The sequence below is a fragment of the Sulfurimonas sp. RIFOXYD2_FULL_34_21 genome (assembly GCF_001830805.1).
Classification (GTDB): Bacteria; Campylobacterota; Campylobacteria; order Campylobacterales; family Sulfurimonadaceae; genus Sulfurimonas.
This window is the reverse complement of the sequence record NZ_MICH01000010.1, coordinates 224235-242644: the sequence shown is the minus strand read 5'-3', so window position 1 is coordinate 242644 and position 18410 is coordinate 224235. Positions and strand designations below refer to the sequence as shown.

Sequence of the window (18410 nt, the reverse complement as noted above, 5' to 3'; positions counted from 1 at the left end):
TACTACACCCTTTCAATCGAAGCTGTTGCAAAGCGGTATGAGCTAAACAGTGCCTCTGAATTTATTTTAGAATCAAATGTCGGCAGAACTATAATATCTCCGCTAATTTTATTATCGCTTACGATATTTGCAATTAGTTCGCCGTTATCGCTTTTAACTCTCACGCTCTCCCCCTCTTTTAAATCAGATTTACTCAAAAATTCTTCACTCATATAAACACCGCTTACCTCATCAAGATTGGTAGCTTTGTTTGTAAAAGGAGTAAACTGTCTTACCGGATTTGCCATGTATATAATAGTTCCCTCTAATTTTTTATCGCCAAACGTCTCTACGCTCTCATCGCCGTTAGTTTTAACGGAAACATTATCAAGAAGATAACCACGATGTTCAGTGCCGTCGTTATCGTAATGATTTGGCAAATCATCAAAATTTTTAGCCTTAAATCCTTTGTCAAGAGGCAATTTAGAGGTGTACTCTATTACATGTTCGGCTTTCATTCCAAGTTCGTTTGCTATATCGTTCAGCTCGTAGCCTTTATAACCGATTGCAGCATTTGTAGGATTGACTCTTTTGTTTATGCTTGTCAATGTTCCCTCTTGCTGATTAATAGCAGGCATATCCAAATCACCGTTGCCTAAAGCCGATAGAGTGAAATCACCTTTAGTGTTATATCCGATAGTGTACTCTCCGCATATCTCATCAAGTTCACAAATAAGTGCCACACCTAGTGAGTTTGTAAGTGTAGGTATCATCGTAATTTCAAATGCGCTGTATTTTTCAATTAGAGCTAAAAGACGAGCAAGATTTTTTGAGCTTGGATGAGTATATAAATCAGCTCCTGCTATGAGTGCAAAACTGTCTTTTTTAGCAAGATTTTTCTCTAAATTTTCCATAAACTTATCATCAGCTCCGAGTATCTCTAAAAGGCGGTTGTCATCAACTTCAACTTCTTTTGAGATTTTTTTAGGAACCATTTTTTTCTTCTCTTCTTCTACTTCTTCCTCTTCGCCGCTCTCTTCGTTTTTCTTCATAACTTTAACTATTTCGGTAATCTCTTCTTTGATTATCTCTTCAACCGTTATAGTTTTTGTAGAATGAAAAGAAGCTAAATAGTTTACGATATCGCTAGGCAGCTTCTCTTTATCTGCAAACAAATCAAGAATCAGATATAAAGCGGCCTCTTCTTGAAGCGGTGCATGATACACGGTCATAATACTTTTCCCTAGTCCTTCAATAACGGGGTCTTTTAGAGGATGAAAATAAAGTCCTGCTCCCTTATTTACCGTCATAGAGTTATTAAGTGCATATCTTGCATTAGGATTATCGCTCTTTAATGCCGCTCCGACCGAGACAACAAAGTTCGCATTGTGTGTTGCTTCAAGGTCATAACCATAAAGTTTAGTTCCGCTTATTTCACTGTAGTTATTTAAGAAAGTTTGGAATGCTTTTGCTTCTTTGTTTACAAGCTTGTATCCATGTTTTTCTTTAAGCGACTGAAGCACAAATGCCTCTTCGTTTGTAATCGTAGAAGTGAATTCTATTGTATCGGCTTTTTTAAATGCTTCTATTGCATTTTTAAATGCTCTCTCGTCTTTTGTTTTGACTTCGTTTTGATAGTCAAATCCGTATCTTCCCGCACCACAAAGAGAAACATAGTTCCACTCATTCATAACGCGGTAAATTTTCTCATCGGTATTGTCTATATTTGTATGTTTTACGTCATAAGATATTTGACACCCAGCACTACAGTGTCCACATGTTGCAGGAATCTGTTTAAGCTCCCAAGCATTTGAAGTATAGATAAAATGAGTGTCAACAAGCGCACCTACAGGGCAAACTGCCGCACACTCGCCGCATGAAGTACAATCAAGCATCTCTTCGCCGCTACTAAGTCCTATAAGAGATTTATTTAACTTGTTCCACATAGCATAAGCATCTTTTGGCATACTCTCTTTAAACTCTGCTTCAAGTGCATCTGCGCCGCGTGCTACAGTTTTTAGAGCGTTATCGCCTATCATATCTTTACATGTAGTTACACATCTCTCACAAACTATACAAAGACCCGGGTTGTAGTGAATATGTCCCCAATCTTTATCTTTTCTGTTTACGTCTTTAACAGAATAGCTTTGAGAATCGACACCCATCTCTAAAGTATAGTTTTGCAGTTCACATTCGCCTGATTGATCGCAAACACCGCATTGAAGAGGATGATTTACATCGTAAACCTCCATAATAGCACGGCGTTCTTTAGCAATATTTTCACTTGAGGTCGCAATACTCATACCCTCTTTCGCTTTGGCATTACATGCATAAACCTGCTTACCGTCTGCCTCAACAAGACATAAACGACAAGCAAGTGTCGGACTACATCTTGTCAAATAACAAATTGCGGGTATAAAGATATCGTTTGCACGAGCGGCGTTAAGTATGTACTCGCCCTCTTGCGTTTGTATCTCTTTTCCATCAATATTTATAGTAATTTTACTCATTTACTACTCTCTCTATTTTGGATTTTTCAAATCTATATCTGCTGCCATCAACACCTATGTCAAATGTAGGATTCAGTGCTATAGTTCCTTTTAGCTCACTATCTAACTTAAACTCTCTTCTTATTTTCTTGTCTTTAAAGCTGACATCGACAATATCTCCATCACTAATTCTAGCAGCTACGCCAAATTGTGCAGAACCTCTTAGGAAGTTATCTTTAGGAAGCTGCGCGGCTTTTGCCGTATAGCTGTTAAACTGAAGAACAGGATCAGAATTATAAATAATAGTGCCGTTAAATTCAGGCATATCATCAAGTTCTTCAAGCTCGCCATCTGCACTACATGTAACTTCGTCAAGAATATAACCGCGGTTATCTTCTCCCAAAGGCGATAGAAAATTCTCTAAATCGTCAAAATTTATACCTTTAAATCCTGCTTTTTTAGTTAATTCTCTTGTATAATCAACCGTATTTTCTTTATCTATGCCAAATGCCGCTGCTATATCATTTAGTGTGTATCCCTCAAAACTAAGTGCGACATTTGTAGGAAGTACTCTGTTGTCTATGTTTACAACAGTTCCCTCTTGTTCATTAAATGATGCTACTGGCAAATTAGCAAATTCTAACGAAGATATTACAAAATTGCCTTTTGCATTATAACCGACCACATCAATGATATCTTCATCCTTATCAAGCGTGTTGATTAGAGATACGCCAAGCGTATTTACTTCGCGTGGAACAACAACCAAAGAAAAATCACTATATTTTTCTATCAAAGCTGCCAATTTTGCGATGTTGCCTGAGCGTTCATGTGCAATTAAATCATTACCTATTATAAGAACTCTTTTTTTTGCTCTTGAGAAAGATTTCATCATAAAATCAAACTCCTCTTCGCCTATGTTTGTCTCTGCGCATAAGTATCCAAGGTCAAGCTCATCAAAAAATGCTCTCTCATTCTCGCTTAAATCTGCTTGACTTAATATAGTGTGAGCCAAAAGAGCCATAACACCCTCTTCAGTTCCCACTTCATATTTCATCATTTGCGTAACTACATTTTGTACTAAAACATCTTCTAGAGGATGTGCATAAACTACTTTTGCACCGTTATGCTTTGAAGCCGTTGTAAGTGCATATCTAACAGCTGGATTATCCGTTGCTATTCTGCTTCCGATTACTATTACCGCATCTGATTGCTTGATAGCATCAAGTGAGCCACTATGGTGTAATTTTCCACTCACAGAACTGTAAGAGTTCATAAATTCAGCGAATTTTCTTGCATCTTCATTGAATAGTTTTATTCCAAGTTTATTTTTTAAAAGCTCTAATATATGAGCCTCTTCATTGGTAATTATCGAAGAAAATCTAATAGCTTTTGCATTTTTTAGCGCATCAATAGCTTTATGAAACGAACTTTCATCCATTGAAGTTCTATTATCAAAATCAAATCCGAATCGTCCAGCTCCACAAAGTGAAGTAAACTCAAAGTTGTTCTTAACTCTATATATCTCATCAGCTCCGTTAATAGCACTGTGTCTTGTTTCATACTCAAGCGCACAGCCTGCCGAACAGTGTGCACATGTAGCAGGAACACGCTCAAGCTCCCATGCATTTGCTCTGTATTTAAAACCGCTGCTTGTAAGTGCGCCTACCGGACAAACGGCTATACACTCTCCGCAAAAAGTACAATCAAGCGTGTCTGAATTTTTTGGGATAATCGTCGAGCTGTATCCGCCGAATTTTACCTCAATAGCATCATCTCCGATAACTTCATTACATACATGTACACACTTTTCGCACATAATACATAATGAAGGCTCATAATCTACAAGTCCCCAATGTTTGATAGGACGGTGCTGATCGCGAGCCGAGAAGTTTTGACGACTAACGTTAAACTCCAAAGTTTTATTTTGCAGGTCACACTCTCCTGATTTGTCACAAACACCACACTCAAGAGGATGATTTACATCATAAAGCTTCATAATATTTGTTCGCTCATTTTCAAGCGCAGGTGTGTTTGTCGTAATCTCTACACCCTCAACAGGAGGCGTATTACAGCTAAGAATAAAACCATCCATTCCGCTTGCTTCAACAACACACATACGACATGATGCACATGGAGAAGTTTTAGATATATAACACATAGTAGGAATATAGATTCCATTCTTGCGGGCAACAGTTAAAATTGTTTCGCCCTTTTGTGCAGTTACCGAGATACCGTTAATTTTAAAATTAGTCAATTTATTCATATCTCTCATCCTCTACGCCTGAACCATTGCGATATAGTAACAACGCATACAACGCTCTGCTTCACTTATAGCCTCTTCTTGAGTAAAACCTAGATTGACCTCTTTGTTGTTGTATTTTCTATCTTCAACATCAAGTACCGTGGAGTGTTGACGAGGCACGCCAGATAGCCATCCAGTAACTTTGCCTTTTTTATCATAAACACGAAGTTTTTTAAGATGGTCTTCCATAATCTCATCATCACTCAATGTAATCTCGCCAGAATGAACATATCTGCTCATTACCGAAGAGGCACGTTTTGCTTGACCTACTGCATTAACAATTGTCATAGGACCGTATTCACAATCCCCTGATGCAAAAATACCTTTGCGAGACGTCATGTAATCTTTGCCGTTTGTTTTAATCGTACCCCATGACGTCATTGCTATCTCCCATTCAGAAGGCAAAAGTTTCAAATCAGCCGATTGCGAAACTGCAGGAATAAGATAATCAGCTTCAATTTCGTATGAAGCACCCTCAACTTTGACAAGTTCTGCACGACCGCCGTTTGGATCTGGAACAAGCTCAAATTTATCTACAAGAAGCGATTTTAAAATATTGTCTTCATCTCTCATCTCGGCCACTGCAGAGTGGAATAAAAACTCGACACCTTCCTCAACGGCTTCATGATACTCTTCATAAGTCGTGTTTTTGATAATTGTTTTTTCATCCCTTCGGTATATCATGTAAACTTTTTTAGCATTTGCACGAATCGCACAACGCACGACGTCCATAGATGTAAATCCCCCGCCTACGCAAACAACCGTTTTACCGGTCAAATCAACAAAATCAGTAGTTAAAAGATTTTTCTCCTGATCCTCTTTTGAGATTTTATATCCGTACTTTTCGTAAAGATTTACTTTATCAAGAAAATCTATCGCACTCCAGTAACCTTTAATATCGGCTCTCTCATTCTCACAATAGACTTTTTTAGAGATTCTTGTACCAGTTGCAACCATAGTAGCATCATACTCGTTCTCAAAACGACGCATATCGTCTGCATTAATTTTTCGGTTAACTATAAAATTAACACCCATATCTCTGACACACTCTATATCTTTGTTGTACTTACCGATAGGCATTCTGTATTCAGGCACACCCACGGCAACCTCTCCGCCAAGAACAGGAAGTTCTTCGTAAACATCACAAGCAATGCCCTCAGCAGCCAAATAATAAGCAGTAGTTAGCCCTGCAGGACCTGCCCCTATGATTGCTACTTTTTTACCGTTAGAAGGTTTTTTCTCCATCGGATGAAAAAAGTCGTAACCATGATCGCTCTCCCAATCAGCACCAAGACGTTTAAGTGACATAATAGAAATCGGCTCGTCAAGATTTGTTCTTCTGCAAGCCTCTTCGCAAGGATGTGGACAAACACGACCGCAAACATGAGCTAAAGGCATAGTTTGACGCGTAGCCATAAGAGAGTCATCCATTCTAAGGTCTCTTACGCCTTCGATATAACCGGGAATATCTACATGTGAAGGACAAGCGTCGCTGCACGGTGAAGTTATTTTTGCGATATATCCGATTTGTTCATGGTAATGTTTAGATGGTTTTTGTTCATTTATGCACTCCATAAAAACATCTTCAAAGTGCGTCATCAAGTCAATAATAGGATTTGGAACTGTTTTTCCAATCTCACATTTTGAAGTGATTTGCATACTTTTGCCAATTTCCCTTAAATGATTCAAATCAGCCATACTGCCTTCACCGCGTGCAATCTTGTCCAACTGATCATATAAAATCCGTCCGCCCCATCTTCCAGGTGCACATCTTCCACATGCTTCAGAGTACTCCTGATATTGCGCTGCATACTCCATCGCTAAACGGATAACATCCACGTCCTTATCAAAAAGTGCGACACCGTCCCAACCTATAAAAGCTTTTGATTCTCGGTGGCTGTCATACTGTGCAGGTAGATTATAAGCCGATTCTTTCCACTCCTCTTGCGGCGTGTTGACATTGTTAACAAACTCGCCGTTCCAAGTAGAAAAATATACTTTACTCAAAATTCAAATCCTACCTATTTTTTTGTCACGATAGTCCAATCGACTTCGTTAAACTTTAAGGAGTTAAGTAACTCGTACCCACACTCTTTTACTAAATCTGCCGATTTTTGAATAGGCGTAAAATCCCCAATTTCAAATAAAAAGATTGCAACTTCACCTTTTTTGTGAGTTCCAAGAATCTCTTTCATTCTAGGTTCAAAACCATCTTTTAAATGTCTTAAATCATATCTTTTCATTAGCGGTCAACCTCTCCAAATACAATGTTAGTAGTACCGATTATAGAAACAACATCCGGAATATAGTGTCCCGGTAAAAGGTCTGTTAAAATTCCCGTATGCCAAAACGACGGTGCACGAAGTTTTAGTCTGTAAGGGTATGGCCCGCCTTGAGAGTTGATATAAAAACCAAGTTCTCCTTTAGGTGATTCGGTTGCTACGTAAACCTCGCCTACAGGCGGTCTCATACCTTGAGTAACCAGAACGAAGTGCTGCATCAAAGAGTAGTTTTGAGTCATGATATCAAGCTTTGGAGCTGATACATATTTCGGTGCATGAGCCATTAACTCGGTTTGTCCGTCTTTTACACACTGCTGATACATCTTTATAACTTGACGAAGAATCTTAGCAGACTCTCTCATCTCCTCCATGTACATACGGTATCTTGCAAAGTTATCGCCCTTGTCAGAGTAAGGTACTTTAAACTCTACTTCATCGTAAAGCTCGTACGGCTCTTCTTTGCGGATATCCCAAGCAACACCGCTAGCTCTAAGCATCGGTCCTGAACAACCCCATGAAAGTGCCATCTCTTTTGAAATAGTTCCGACCTCTTCCATTCTCATAAGCCAGATACGGTTTGTATCAAGAAGGTCTTCGTAATCTTTAATATTTTGAGGAAGTTTGTCCAAAAATACTCTTAATTGAGTTATAAAACTATCTTGAATATCCAACGGAACACCGCCTATACGTATTGCTGCATGTGTAAGTCTAGCTCCGCAATACCCTTCAATAATATCCATAAGATACTCTCTCTCGCGAAATGCGAAAAGAAAAACAGTCATCGCACCGATATCAAGCGCCGTTGTAGCCAACCAAAAAAGATGCGACATGATACGATTAATTTCTAAAAGCATCATACGGATTACTTTTGCACGGCGAGGCACTTCAAGACCGATAAGTTTTTCAACCGCCAATGCAAATCCGTAATTGTTTGCAGATGATGCAATATAGTCCATACGGTCGGTTGTAGGCATAAACTCATTATAAATCATGTTTTCAGCCATCTTCTCCATACCGCGGTGAAGATATCCGATATCAGGATGAGCTTTTACTATCATCTCTTGTTGAAGATGAAGCATTAAACGCAACTGTCCGTGAGCAGAAGGGTGCTGAGGACCGAAGTTTAGAATCATCTCATTGTCTTCTCTGTCAAAAGTGATATTCTCAAAAAACGGGTTTAATCTATTTTTTACTTGCATATTATTATTTCCACCTATCTTTGAGGATCGTCAATAACGACCGAATCTTTTTTATCGAATTTTTTAATCATGAAAACACCGCCCTCTTCTTGATAGTTTTGCTCATTTTTAGGCTCGTTACCGGTAATCTTAGTACCTTTAGGCACTTCATGCCCTAAACGCACAAATCTCTCACTGTCATATCTGTCAACTTTAGCAGTATCGCGAAGTTCAGGTCCGATAATATCACGTGCTTCTTTTCCGTAAATTTTATCAACCTCATACCATGCGGCAAACTCATCACCTTGAAGCGGGTAAGTTTTTAAAAGAGGATGTCCTTGCCAATCGTACGGCATAAGGATTCTTTTCATAAACGGATGTCCGTTTGCTTCTATTCCAAACATATCAAACATCTCACGCTCTGACCAGTCTGCACTACGGAATAGCTTTTCTACGGAGTTTACGGCTTCGCCTTTCTTGATGAACATTTTTATGCGAAGACGTTTGCGTTTGTTCATACTAAGCATCTGATAAAATACTTCAAAACCGCCTCTACCCGCCAGCCAGTCAATAGCACTCATCTCTGAGAGCTGTGTATATTCGCACTCATCTCTTAAAAGTTCCAATACTTTATAATTGTCTTTTGGATTTATAAAAACAACCATCTGCCCGACTTGAATATATGCATCAAGCACTTCAAATTTCGCTTTAATAGCTTCTAAATCATGAGCAAAAACTTCATCGCTTGAGACTTCATATTTAGGTACTTGCGGAGATACATAAAATCTATCCGTATAGTACGGCTTTGCTTGTACATTGTCTTTAGGTTTATAAGCTCTCATTACATCAACCTTTTAGCTTTTTGCGCTCTTGAAGCCTGATTTGCGCGAATCTTCTTTTGTAATAGCATTACACCGTATTGAAGAGTTTCAGGACGAGGAGCACAACCCGGAAGATATAAATCAACAGGAATAATTCTATCAACTCCCTGAACAGTTGCGTAAGTATTGAACATACCGCCCGTATTTGCACATGAACCCATAGAGATAACCCATTTAGGCTCTGTCATTTGATCATAAAGTCTTTTGATAAACTCAGCATGTTTTTTAGTCAAAGTTCCCGCAACTATCATAACATCAGCCTGACGAGGAGAAGCTCTAAAGATTGTCCCGAAACGGTCAAAATCGTATCTTGAAGCACCCGATGCCATCATCTCGATACCACAGCATGCAAGTCCGTAAGTAAGCGCCCAAAGCGAGTTTGAACGACCCCAGTTTACGATTTTATCAATACTTGTAAGTGCAACCGGCAAACCGCCGTTTTGCGTATAATTTATTTTATGTTGTGCCATTCAAGCGCTCCTTTTTTCCATGCATATACAAAACCGATTGTTAAGAGAAGTATAAACATTAACATCTCGGCAAAACCAAACCATCCAAGTAGTTTAAAATCAACTGCCCAAGGGAACATAAAAACTATCTCTACGTCAAAAAGTAAAAAAAGCAGTGCAAATAGATAAAACTGAGGAGAGATTCTGTTTGGCTGTTTCGTAACCTCAGGTCCACACTCATAAACTGACAATTTTATTTTTTCACTGTTTTTAGCTGCTAACGCACGACTTGCCAAACGAGCGACAATAGTCGTAATCGTAAACGCACCAAACGTTATAAGAAAAAGTACAAATACCCCAAAATACGGATTTGAAGTCACTATATGCTCCATATAACCTACCTTTTTAATTATTGTTGTTCTCAAACGCATAAAAACATAAACCATAACGTTTAAATGTTTTTATACCTTTTTAGAAAAAACAGTTGTGAGGATTGTATCAAAAAGAGTATTAAATAAAAGATTAAGGCAATATTTAGGGGAGCAATTGTTACTAAATACTACACATTTTTTTTATGTATCAAAGTTAGTGTGTATTATAGAAACATATTTTAGTATATTAGAATCTTATTATTCTAATATGTAACACAATTTTTATAAATAGCGTTTTCTTTTTAGAGGCTTTAATTTATCCGCGTCGATTACTAAAAAACCATCAATACAGTTTTCAAAATCTCTATCTCTTCCAAAATCCATAAATTCGACTCCGCCCTCATCACAAAGCTCGCTATAGAGTTTATAAAGTGTTGGAATAGAATAACCCATAAGTTTAAGTTCATGTTTTAAAATCAAAATATCTTTTTCATAACTGTCTTTAAAAAATAATTCATTACACTTTTTCTTGTTTGGCTCGGATAAAACATAGCTTTCACGGTGCTCTACACTTTTTACTTTTGCGCCGAAATAGTTCATGTAAAAAAACACGAGCAAGGCAATAGCATCATCACTGTATGAGTTCGAGATACTGACACAACCGAACAAGTATCTAATATCATAATTTGATTTGAGATAAGCTCCTATTCCCTGCCATAGATAATCAAGTGCTCTTGAATTCCAATATTTGGGTTGGATAAAACTGCGTCCTAGTTCAATAGAGTTAGATAGATATTTATTAAACTCCTCTTTGTACTCAAAAAGAGTTGACGTATATAACCCCTCAACACCGAATGCATCTACCATCTCACTGGCTTTTACTATACGATAAGAGCCGACTATCTCCAAATCTTTATCGTCCCAAAGAATAATATGCTCATAACAGAAGTCAAAATCATCTATATCTCTACTCTTTTGACTACCCTCTTTTACTTGACGAAAACTAATCTCTCTAAGTCTTCCTATCTCTTTTATAAGAACATTCTCTTGTGCGTTTGCATATAGATATATCTTTTTGCCGTCTATCGTTTCACCTATAGATTTTGCATTTTGTAGCTCTTTTTTTAGCTCCTGTCTATTTTCTGCCAATGCAATCCCGTTATCGGTTTTAAAAATACCTTTTTCCTTTTTGGCAATTTTATAAAAATGTTTACGAAATAGCTTCACTCTGTCAGAAATTGCTATACCCGTAATATGATAACTCTCAAAAGGGATACATTTACCTATTGTAAATGCTATGTTTTTATTATAGTATTTAAACATCTCATGCGGAATAGTTGCGGTTGCCAAAGATTTGTTTATCATCGAAAGCAGATAAAATGTTTTTGAGTTTTTAGCGTCAATATAGATAGGCAGTATCGGCGATTTTGTATTTTGGGCTATTTTTAAAAACCCTTTTTTCCATTTCGTATCTTTTATACCGTTTGGTCTTGCACGGCTTACTTCGCCGGATGGAAATATGATAACTACCTGTTCATTTTCCAGTGCTTTGTATATACTCTCTATAGAGTTTCTTTGCATTTTGCCTTTGATATTTTCAATAGGTATAAGTATCTCGTCCAAATTTTTAAACTCACTCAAAAAATTTGACGCAACTATTTTTATATCTTTTCTGACATCTTTTATTACATGTAAAAGTGCGAGAGAGTCTAATGCTCCAAGAGGATGGTTTGCTATTATTACAACTCTGCCGTATGATGGAATCCTTGAGAGCTGATTTTTGCATATAGTTATATCAATATTAAAATACTCAAGAACAAATTCTATAAAGTCAAATGCGTCAAGGTGTCTGTTTTTTGCCAAAACATCATTTACCTCATCTTCGTGAAAAAGTTTTTTAAAAAGAGAGATTATCCCAAGGCGGGCAAGACTAGGCAATTTTTCAAAAGTAGGATAGTTGTGGGTGAAATATTTCTCTACGCTAACTGACATAACTCTGTTTCCTTGTAACATATTTTATGCCGAAATTTTGCACGATATATGTTACAAAGATGTTACTACGAGGTTACGGTTTTATTACAAAAAATTATTTATTTAAAAACCCCATAGATTTTTCGCTATCAAAACTTGCATCTTTCTCTTTTTTGATTTCCTGTTCAAAATCTTCCAAAGAAAAGAGCGGTTCTTCCCTCACCGCGACTTTGTAAGCAGTATTTTTTATGATTAGATTTATCTGTCCGCCCGTTAAACTATAATCTGCTAAAAGATTTACGTCAAATTTTTTAGCATAAGGAGCATCTAGCGGAAGCATCTTTTTCCATAAAGAGAGTCTCTGTTCTTTATTTGGTTTTTTAAACTCTATTTTGTAGTTAAATCGTCTTGAAAATGCTTTGTCGATGTTTTCAAGCAGATTTGTCGTAGCTATTAAAACACCCTTGAACTTCTCAATCTGCTCTAAAAAGATATTTTGCATCTGGTTATGCATCTGATCCGCCCCGCTGTTTGCTCCGCTTGAGCGCGCTCCCAAAAACTGGTCTGCTTCATTTAGCAAAAGAATAGGCTCAGTTTTTGTTTTTTCGCACAATTCATAAAAAGTATCAAAGATTTTACGAACATTTTTCTCGCTCTCGCCTACATACATGGATAATATCTTTGAACAGTCAAACGCTAAAACCTGACGTTTTAATGATTTTGCAAGAGAGTATGCAGTCATGGTTTTACCGGTTCCTGCCGCACCGTAAAAGATGATTCTTGCGTCAATACCGCTTTTTTTGTCTTTTATGCCCCACTCTACAAGTCTGCTTATAACCTCTTTATCAAGCTGTCTCATAAGATTTTTCAGAGTCTCTTGCGTCTCGTTTGCCAAAACTACGTCTTCAAGCGATGTCTCAGGGTCGATTAGCTCAAAAATATCCTGCTCGTCAATTAGAGTATTTAGTTTTATGCGACGGACTTTTTTATTTTTTTGCGGATGAATTATGCTTTGAAGAACCTCATCCACAATATAAAAAGCTCTTGAAATACCGCCGAAAGGATTTAACATCTCTTCATAATCTATTATTCCGTCATTTATAAGATGAGAGCCGTCTTCTAAAAGCGAACGGTTTTTTATGCGTTCATACTCATCAAGAGATATCAGCTCTATCAAAGTGTTCATCTCACGCAGTGATGCATCGGTAGCGCTATACTCTTCACGAAGAAGTGCTAGAAAAATTACCTGCTCCTTTGAATCCATCTTTTTTTGCTTAAAAAATTTATCAAGAACAAGTTTTCCTGAAGTCTGCTCTACTCTGTCTTCTATCCTTTTTTCCAAGAGCTTGAGCTTACTTTGTGTTCTGTCAATTCCGAGTGAGTGTTCATGAACGTTTTGACGGATAGCACTCATCTTTTGATAAAGATCAATACGAAGAAACTGGTCTTGCAGATACTCTAAATGGTCTGAATATGGCTTGATATCGGGCAGTTCACTCTCAATAGCACCGTCTTGAAGTATTTTTAAAAGTGAAGGAGATAAACCAATAGCGCTGTTTAGAAGCTCTAAGGGTGTGACTTCGGAAATTTTCATAGGAGTAAAACTCTGCTGATGAAGCCATCCAAGCTCTAAAAGAAGTTTTACCTCTTTTAAATGCTTTATCCACTCATACTTTTCATCGCCGTAAATCTCTTGCAAAAGGTCGAGTATCAAAACATCGTCTTCGCCCTTCATATATCTTTTTGCCAAAGCCTGTAACAACAACGCTTCCGTTTTACTGCATTTTAGTTGAGCAAAAATCAGAGATTTCTCTACATCTTTTGCCTCTAAAAAATCTATTAACGTTTCCAAATAATTCCTTAAAATTTAAACTATACTGCCAACACCTTTTTTAGTTAGGCGTTGATTTTATACAAAACTTGCTTAATTTGCAAAAGAGTATAAAAGTGCTATCTCTTCTGCCCAGATACTCTCATCAATTGTCTCAAGAATTAGCGGAATATCATTCATTCTCTCATCGTTCATAATAAACTTAAACGCATCAAGACCGATTTCGCCCTTGCCCAAAGAGTTGTGTCTGTCCACATGTGAGCCGAATTTTGCCTTTGAGTCGTTGATATGCATTCCCATCAGATATTTAAAACCGACTACTTTTTCAAACTCGCTCCACGACCTATCGTAAGCCTCTTTTGTTCTTATATCATACCCTGCGCTAAACATATGACATGTATCTATACAGACTCCGACACGGCTTTTGTCTTCAACTTTATCTATGATTTGAGCTAAGTGTTCAAATCTCCAGCCAAGATTGCTCCCTTGCCCTGCCGTGTTTTCAATAACCAAGCTCACGCCTTTTGTCTTTTCAAGCGTTATATTCATAGACTCGGATATTTTAGCCAAACACTCATCTTCGCTAATCTTCTTTAGATGGCTTCCCGGATGAAAGTTAAGTCTGTCAAGTCCCAAAAGCTCACATCTTTGCACTTCGTCAATGAAGGCGTTAAGTGACTTTTCTCTGCCCTCATCTTCAGGATGTCCGAGGTTTATGAGATATGAGTCATGCGGAAGTACATGTCGAGGCAAGATACCGCTCTCTTGCAAAGCCTTTTTAAACTTATCTATCGTTTCGCCGTCCAACTCTTTTGCATTCCACTGTCTTTGGTTTTTGGTAAAAAGAGCAAATGCTTTTGCGCCTATCTTTTGTGCATTTTCTACCGCATTGAAAACGCCGCCGCTTGCGCTTACATGTGCTCCTACAAATTTACTCATCCGTGTCCTTTATCTTAAAAATAATGCCGTTTTTTCTATCTTTAAAATAGACCGAGCGTGCATCTACTTTATAAACTATATCTACGTCTTCATTTTTTACATGTTGTTCAAATCCGTCTGCCGTTTTGGTAAGATTTTTTCCGTCATAAATAACATGTGAGAGAAGCATATTTTGCATAGTATCATCAGGATACGATACATGTAGATAATCTTTGTTAAAACCACTTTTGCTCATGCATCCCTCACTGGTACAAATCAGATGATTTACTGTGATTTTTTCTATGCTTTTTCCTGCAATAAATAGTTCTAGTTCCAATATTTTGCCGCTGTTTCTAAGATATCCCGCATCCGAATATTTAATCTTAGGAGATTTTATAGTGATGATTTTTGTTTGCGTCTGCTCATAGTTTTTAACGCTGCATGCACTAAAAAAAAGAAGAGCCGTCAATAATATATATTTCATAATAGAATTGTACCGACATAAAATTACAAATCTGCTAATAAACAAACCCAAACAGCCAAAGCGGGATTTTATTTTTAAATCCTATCTCGATATCATCAGCTACTACAAAACTATTTGTAATATCTTTGATTTGCTCGAAGCTTTTGTTTTTACCGCCTATCTCAAAAACATACAAATCATCTACGATAAAATCGCCTTTTTGGGCATATTTTATAGCATGATTTATTTTGAGTTGTGACACAAAAAAACTCTCTCTTAAGCTTCCGATATTTTGGTTTGAACACAAAATATTATAAAGATTTATATTTTCAAGATATATCTTATCCGGTTTATTGAGAAGTTTTTTGTTTGCAAAATTTCCGCCTATGATTTCAATAAGATTTGCTTTTTGCAAATAGTACAAATAAGAGTAAAGAGTATTTCTGCTTACTCCTGCACTTTGTGCTATATTTTGAATATTAAGTTCGATTGGAACACTGCTGCAAAGGAGATGCAAAAGTTTTCTGATGGTGTTTATCTTATCGCTGTCCACATTGTAAATAGCGGCTACTTCGCTATCGAGAATTATGTTGATTATCTCATTAAGTCTTAGTTTATACCCCTTTTCACCCTCTGTAAAAAACGGATAAGTACCAAACTCTTTGTAAAGAGCAAAATATTCAAGCGGCTTAAACTCTTTTGTAATTTTAACAGCTATATCTTGATGACTTTGCAATATATCGGCAAGCGAGAATGTCGGCAGTTCTATACCAAACTTGATAGCTAAAAACTCTCTAAAAGACAAAGAGTGCAACTCATAAAAAAGAACTCTTCTGCTTAAATCTACTTTGGAATTTTCTATCTCAAGTGCCGATGAGCCTGAAAATATCACTTTTATATCCAAAAAATCATAGATGGTTTTAAGTTCATGAGCAAAATTATCAGCTTTGTGTATCTCATCGATGATAAGTAATTTTCCACCGTAAACACTGAACTCTTTTGCTATGTCGGTTAAACTATCTACTATATTGTCGGCACTGATATAAAGAATCTTAGAAGAGGGCAAATCATAACTCTGAGCCAGTTGTCTTATAAGTGTAGTTTTTCCGACTCCCCTTTGTCCCAAAATCCCTATCATTTTTGATGAAAAATCTATTTGGTTATAAAGGTATCTTTTAAAAGCAGGTGTTGGAAGCGAGAAATAAAGGTTTGAAAATTCATAGAGTTTTTCTAGTGATAGAGTAGTTGACATGTCATCCTCTTTTCAATTGATTGAAGAGATTATAGCATATATTTTATAATTGGTTGACATTTTTAGTTTTATTTAGAATATGCCTAAAAGAGATGCCTTGAGGATAAAATGGCTAACAAAGATAAAGCATCTGTGCGTTTATAAACTCTGAGAGGGCTTTATGGTTACTATAATGGGTTATGCAAGAAGTCTTATATAAATAAAAATCAAACGCTAACACTGTTTTTGGAATGAATAATATATCATCACAACATACAAACTCATATAAAATAGGTACACATATATGAAAACTATATTAAGTCTTAAATAATTCGCTATTGATAAAAATATATAAACAAATATATTTAAAATCCAAAGTTGTACCAATGTTCCCCATTCTAAGATGAGTACATGACTAATTTTCAGCATTCCAACTACTATAATACTCCAAAAAATTACAGTATGAAATAGTTGTAACCTATCAATCCAAGTTAGTTTCATAAATCTCTTTTTTTATTTTTGTGATAAGTGAAAAATGTTAATATTGTATCCATTCTTAAAAATTGGACGCAAATTGTACTACTTATTTTTTTAAAAAATGCCAGTTTATTTTAAAAACATACAAATCATATACGACAAAATTACCTTTTTGAGCATACTTTATAACATTGTCTATTTTGAGTTGTAACACAAAAAATTTTCAAAAATAAAAAGCAAATAATTTGCCATATTTCTTTGCAATCTGCCATATTTTAAACCTACATGTATAAATTTACCTACAATTGCACTTATGAAAATACACATAGATATAGACTGCTTTTTTGTAAGTGCCGCTAGGATTAAAGAGCCTTTTTTAGAAGGAAAACCTGTTGCCATAGGCGGACGGAGCGATACAAAGATTTTTTCAAAAGAAGATAAAAAGCAGACGGTAAACTTTGAAAACTCCGGTTCGTTCGTTCCTACTTTTTACAAAGCGTATGAAGAAAAAGATGATATAGATGCTTTTAGAGACGAAGACGGGCGAGTGCGAGGCATACTGACAACTTCTTCTTATGAGGCAAGGCGTTACGGCGTAAAAACTGCCATGAGCATAAAAGAGGCTCTTGGTTTATGCCCAAACCTGATTGTAAAAGCACCCAACATGTCGCTTTACCAAAAGCTCTCGCATGAACTTCATGAGTTTTTACAAACTAAAATTCCTCTTATAGAACAGGCAAGCATTGATGAATTTTACGGAGATTTAGAGGGTTGGATAGAAGACGAAGACGTGCCTCGTTTCATAGATGATTTGCGTCATGAGATAAAAAAGAGCATATTGCTTCCCGTCTCAATAGGCGCGGCAAAAACTCGCTACATTGCAAAACTTGCAACCACTTATGCAAAACCGTTTGGCTGTAAAGTAGTTTATGCTCATGAGACGGATAGTTTCATAGATAATATTCCCGTAGGAGAGTTTGCGGGAATCGGCAAAAGCATGAAAGAAAAACTCCGCCTTGCTCAAATCCACACGCTCGGAGATTTAAAAAATAGACGTGGCACGGTTGAGTCTTGGGGGCCTTATGCGAAAGAGCTGTATGCAAGGGTAAGCGCAGAGAGTGATGATGAGATACAAACAAAACATGTAAGAAAATCTATCGGCATTTCACGAACATTTGACCCGCTATATGAACGCAGCGAATTAAGAAGAAGAGTACATGTTCTAGCACGACATCTAAGTTTTGCCATAATGAAACTTCAGGTAATTCCTACAGTTTTTCATCTAGGAATCGCTTATGAAATGAATCAAAAATCTCATAAAAATATAAGCCTTTGCGAAATATTCACGGAGAAGAAGTTTGACTCATTATGTCTGTCGCTCTTTAATGAAGCCGACACGTACAAAAGACTACATGTAATAAGAATTAGCATAAACTGTTCAAGTTTTACCAGAGAGTCAAAAAAAGAGTTGTCGCTTATAGGATTTGCCGAAGAGCAAAAAATGCACAAACTGACACAACATTCACAAAGTATTAGAGAAAAATACGGCATAGATATGTTGAAATGGGGAAGTGAATTATGATAGAAT

General features: G+C 36.8%; 14 protein-coding genes. 1 reads left to right on the top strand and 13 read right to left on the bottom strand.

All coding sequences use genetic code 11. From position 1 onward, the window contains the following. Positions 1–2: 2 nt before the first annotated feature. The 13 genes from A2530_RS06855 to A2530_RS06795 all read right to left on the bottom strand — a co-directional run bounded on the left by A2530_RS06855 (position 3) and on the right by A2530_RS06795 (position 16366). Positions 3–2489, bottom strand: a complete 2487-nt coding sequence (locus A2530_RS06855) for an NADH-quinone oxidoreductase subunit G (RefSeq protein ID WP_294884865.1) — start codon at positions 2487–2489, stop codon at positions 3–5. Next, positions 2482–4731: an NADH-quinone oxidoreductase subunit G gene (locus tag A2530_RS06850; protein ID WP_294884866.1), complete on the bottom strand. Its 2250-nt coding sequence runs from the start codon at positions 4729–4731 to the stop codon at positions 2482–2484. The genes A2530_RS06855 and A2530_RS06850 overlap by 8 nt, the downstream gene beginning before the upstream one ends. A 12-nt stretch (positions 4732–4743) precedes the next feature. Beyond that, positions 4744–6777 (bottom strand): FAD-dependent oxidoreductase, encoded by a 2034-nt coding sequence (locus A2530_RS06845; RefSeq protein WP_294884867.1) that lies wholly within the window; start codon positions 6775–6777, stop codon positions 4744–4746. A gap of 14 nt (positions 6778–6791) precedes the next feature. Beyond that, complete coding sequence (locus tag A2530_RS06840) at positions 6792–7013, bottom strand: NADH-ubiquinone oxidoreductase subunit E family protein (RefSeq protein WP_294884868.1); 222 nt, start codon at positions 7011–7013, stop codon at positions 6792–6794. Further along, on the bottom strand, positions 7013–8251 hold the full coding sequence (gene nuoD / locus A2530_RS06835) for an NADH dehydrogenase (quinone) subunit D (protein ID WP_294884869.1): 1239 nt from the start codon (positions 8249–8251) through the stop codon (positions 7013–7015). Before nuoD ends, A2530_RS06840 begins: the two co-directional genes overlap by 1 nt. A 14-nt stretch (positions 8252–8265) precedes the next feature. Beyond that, a complete protein-coding gene (locus A2530_RS06830) occupies positions 8266–9072 on the bottom strand; it encodes an NADH-quinone oxidoreductase subunit C (protein WP_294884871.1) in 807 nt (268 codons plus the stop codon). Then, a complete protein-coding gene (locus A2530_RS06825) occupies positions 9072–9581 on the bottom strand; it encodes an NADH-quinone oxidoreductase subunit B family protein (protein ID WP_294884873.1) in 510 nt (169 codons plus the stop codon). The genes A2530_RS06830 and A2530_RS06825 overlap by 1 nt, the downstream gene beginning before the upstream one ends. Continuing rightward, a complete protein-coding gene (locus A2530_RS06820; RefSeq protein WP_294884875.1) occupies positions 9563–9952 on the bottom strand; it encodes an NAD(P)H-quinone oxidoreductase subunit 3 in 390 nt (129 codons plus the stop codon). Before A2530_RS06820 ends, A2530_RS06825 begins: the two co-directional genes overlap by 19 nt. 261 nt (positions 9953–10213) lie before the next feature. Continuing rightward, positions 10214–11923 carry a lysophospholipid acyltransferase family protein gene (locus tag A2530_RS06815; RefSeq protein WP_294884877.1) on the bottom strand — a complete coding sequence of 570 codons (1710 nt, stop codon included), beginning with the start codon at positions 11921–11923 and terminating at the stop codon, positions 10214–10216. Positions 11924–12017: 94 nt separating this feature from the next. Then, complete coding sequence (locus A2530_RS06810; protein WP_294884878.1) at positions 12018–13754, bottom strand: ATP-binding protein; 1737 nt, start codon at positions 13752–13754, stop codon at positions 12018–12020. Positions 13755–13826: 72 nt separating this feature from the next. Further along, complete coding sequence (gene nfo / locus A2530_RS06805; RefSeq protein ID WP_294884880.1) at positions 13827–14672, bottom strand: deoxyribonuclease IV; 846 nt, start codon at positions 14670–14672, stop codon at positions 13827–13829. Beyond that, on the bottom strand, positions 14665–15135 hold the full coding sequence (locus A2530_RS06800; protein ID WP_294884882.1) for a hypothetical protein: 471 nt from the start codon (positions 15133–15135) through the stop codon (positions 14665–14667). Before A2530_RS06800 ends, nfo begins: the two co-directional genes overlap by 8 nt. Before the next feature lie 34 nt (positions 15136–15169). Beyond that, positions 15170–16366, bottom strand: a complete 1197-nt coding sequence (locus tag A2530_RS06795; RefSeq protein WP_294884883.1) for an AAA family ATPase — start codon at positions 16364–16366, stop codon at positions 15170–15172. A 769-nt stretch (positions 16367–17135) separates the two neighbouring features. On the opposite strand from A2530_RS06795, the gene A2530_RS06790 reads away from it, so the two are divergent. Continuing rightward, positions 17136–18404 (top strand): DNA polymerase IV, encoded by a 1269-nt coding sequence (locus A2530_RS06790; RefSeq protein ID WP_294884885.1) that lies wholly within the window; start codon positions 17136–17138, stop codon positions 18402–18404. Positions 18405–18410: the final 6 nt, after the last annotated feature.

Bases quoted from the DNA above. Each gene is read 5' to 3' on its own strand.
- A2530_RS06800 (WP_294884882.1), bottom strand. From the start codon at position 15,135: ATGAAATATATATTATTGACGGCTCTTCTTTTTTTTAGTGCATGCAGC.
- nuoD (WP_294884869.1), bottom strand. From the start codon at position 8,251: ATGCAAGTAAAAAATAGATTAAACCCGTTTTTTGAGAATATCACTTTT.
- A2530_RS06820 (WP_294884875.1), bottom strand. From the start codon at position 9,952: ATGGAGCATATAGTGACTTCAAATCCGTATTTTGGGGTATTTGTACTT.
- A2530_RS06830 (WP_294884871.1), bottom strand. From the start codon at position 9,072: ATGAGAGCTTATAAACCTAAAGACAATGTACAAGCAAAGCCGTACTAT.
- A2530_RS06850 (WP_294884866.1), bottom strand. From the start codon at position 4,731: ATGAATAAATTGACTAATTTTAAAATTAACGGTATCTCGGTAACTGCA.
- nfo (WP_294884880.1), bottom strand. From the start codon at position 14,672: ATGAGTAAATTTGTAGGAGCACATGTAAGCGCAAGCGGCGGCGTTTTC.
- A2530_RS06790 (WP_294884885.1), top strand. From the start codon at position 17,136: ATGAAAATACACATAGATATAGACTGCTTTTTTGTAAGTGCCGCTAGG.
- A2530_RS06825 (WP_294884873.1), bottom strand. From the start codon at position 9,581: ATGGCACAACATAAAATAAATTATACGCAAAACGGCGGTTTGCCGGTT.
- A2530_RS06840 (WP_294884868.1), bottom strand. From the start codon at position 7,013: ATGAAAAGATATGATTTAAGACATTTAAAAGATGGTTTTGAACCTAGA.
- A2530_RS06795 (WP_294884883.1), bottom strand. From the start codon at position 16,366: ATGTCAACTACTCTATCACTAGAAAAACTCTATGAATTTTCAAACCTT.
- A2530_RS06815 (WP_294884877.1), bottom strand. From the start codon at position 11,923: ATGTCAGTTAGCGTAGAGAAATATTTCACCCACAACTATCCTACTTTT.
- A2530_RS06855 (WP_294884865.1), bottom strand. From the start codon at position 2,489: ATGAGTAAAATTACTATAAATATTGATGGAAAAGAGATACAAACGCAA.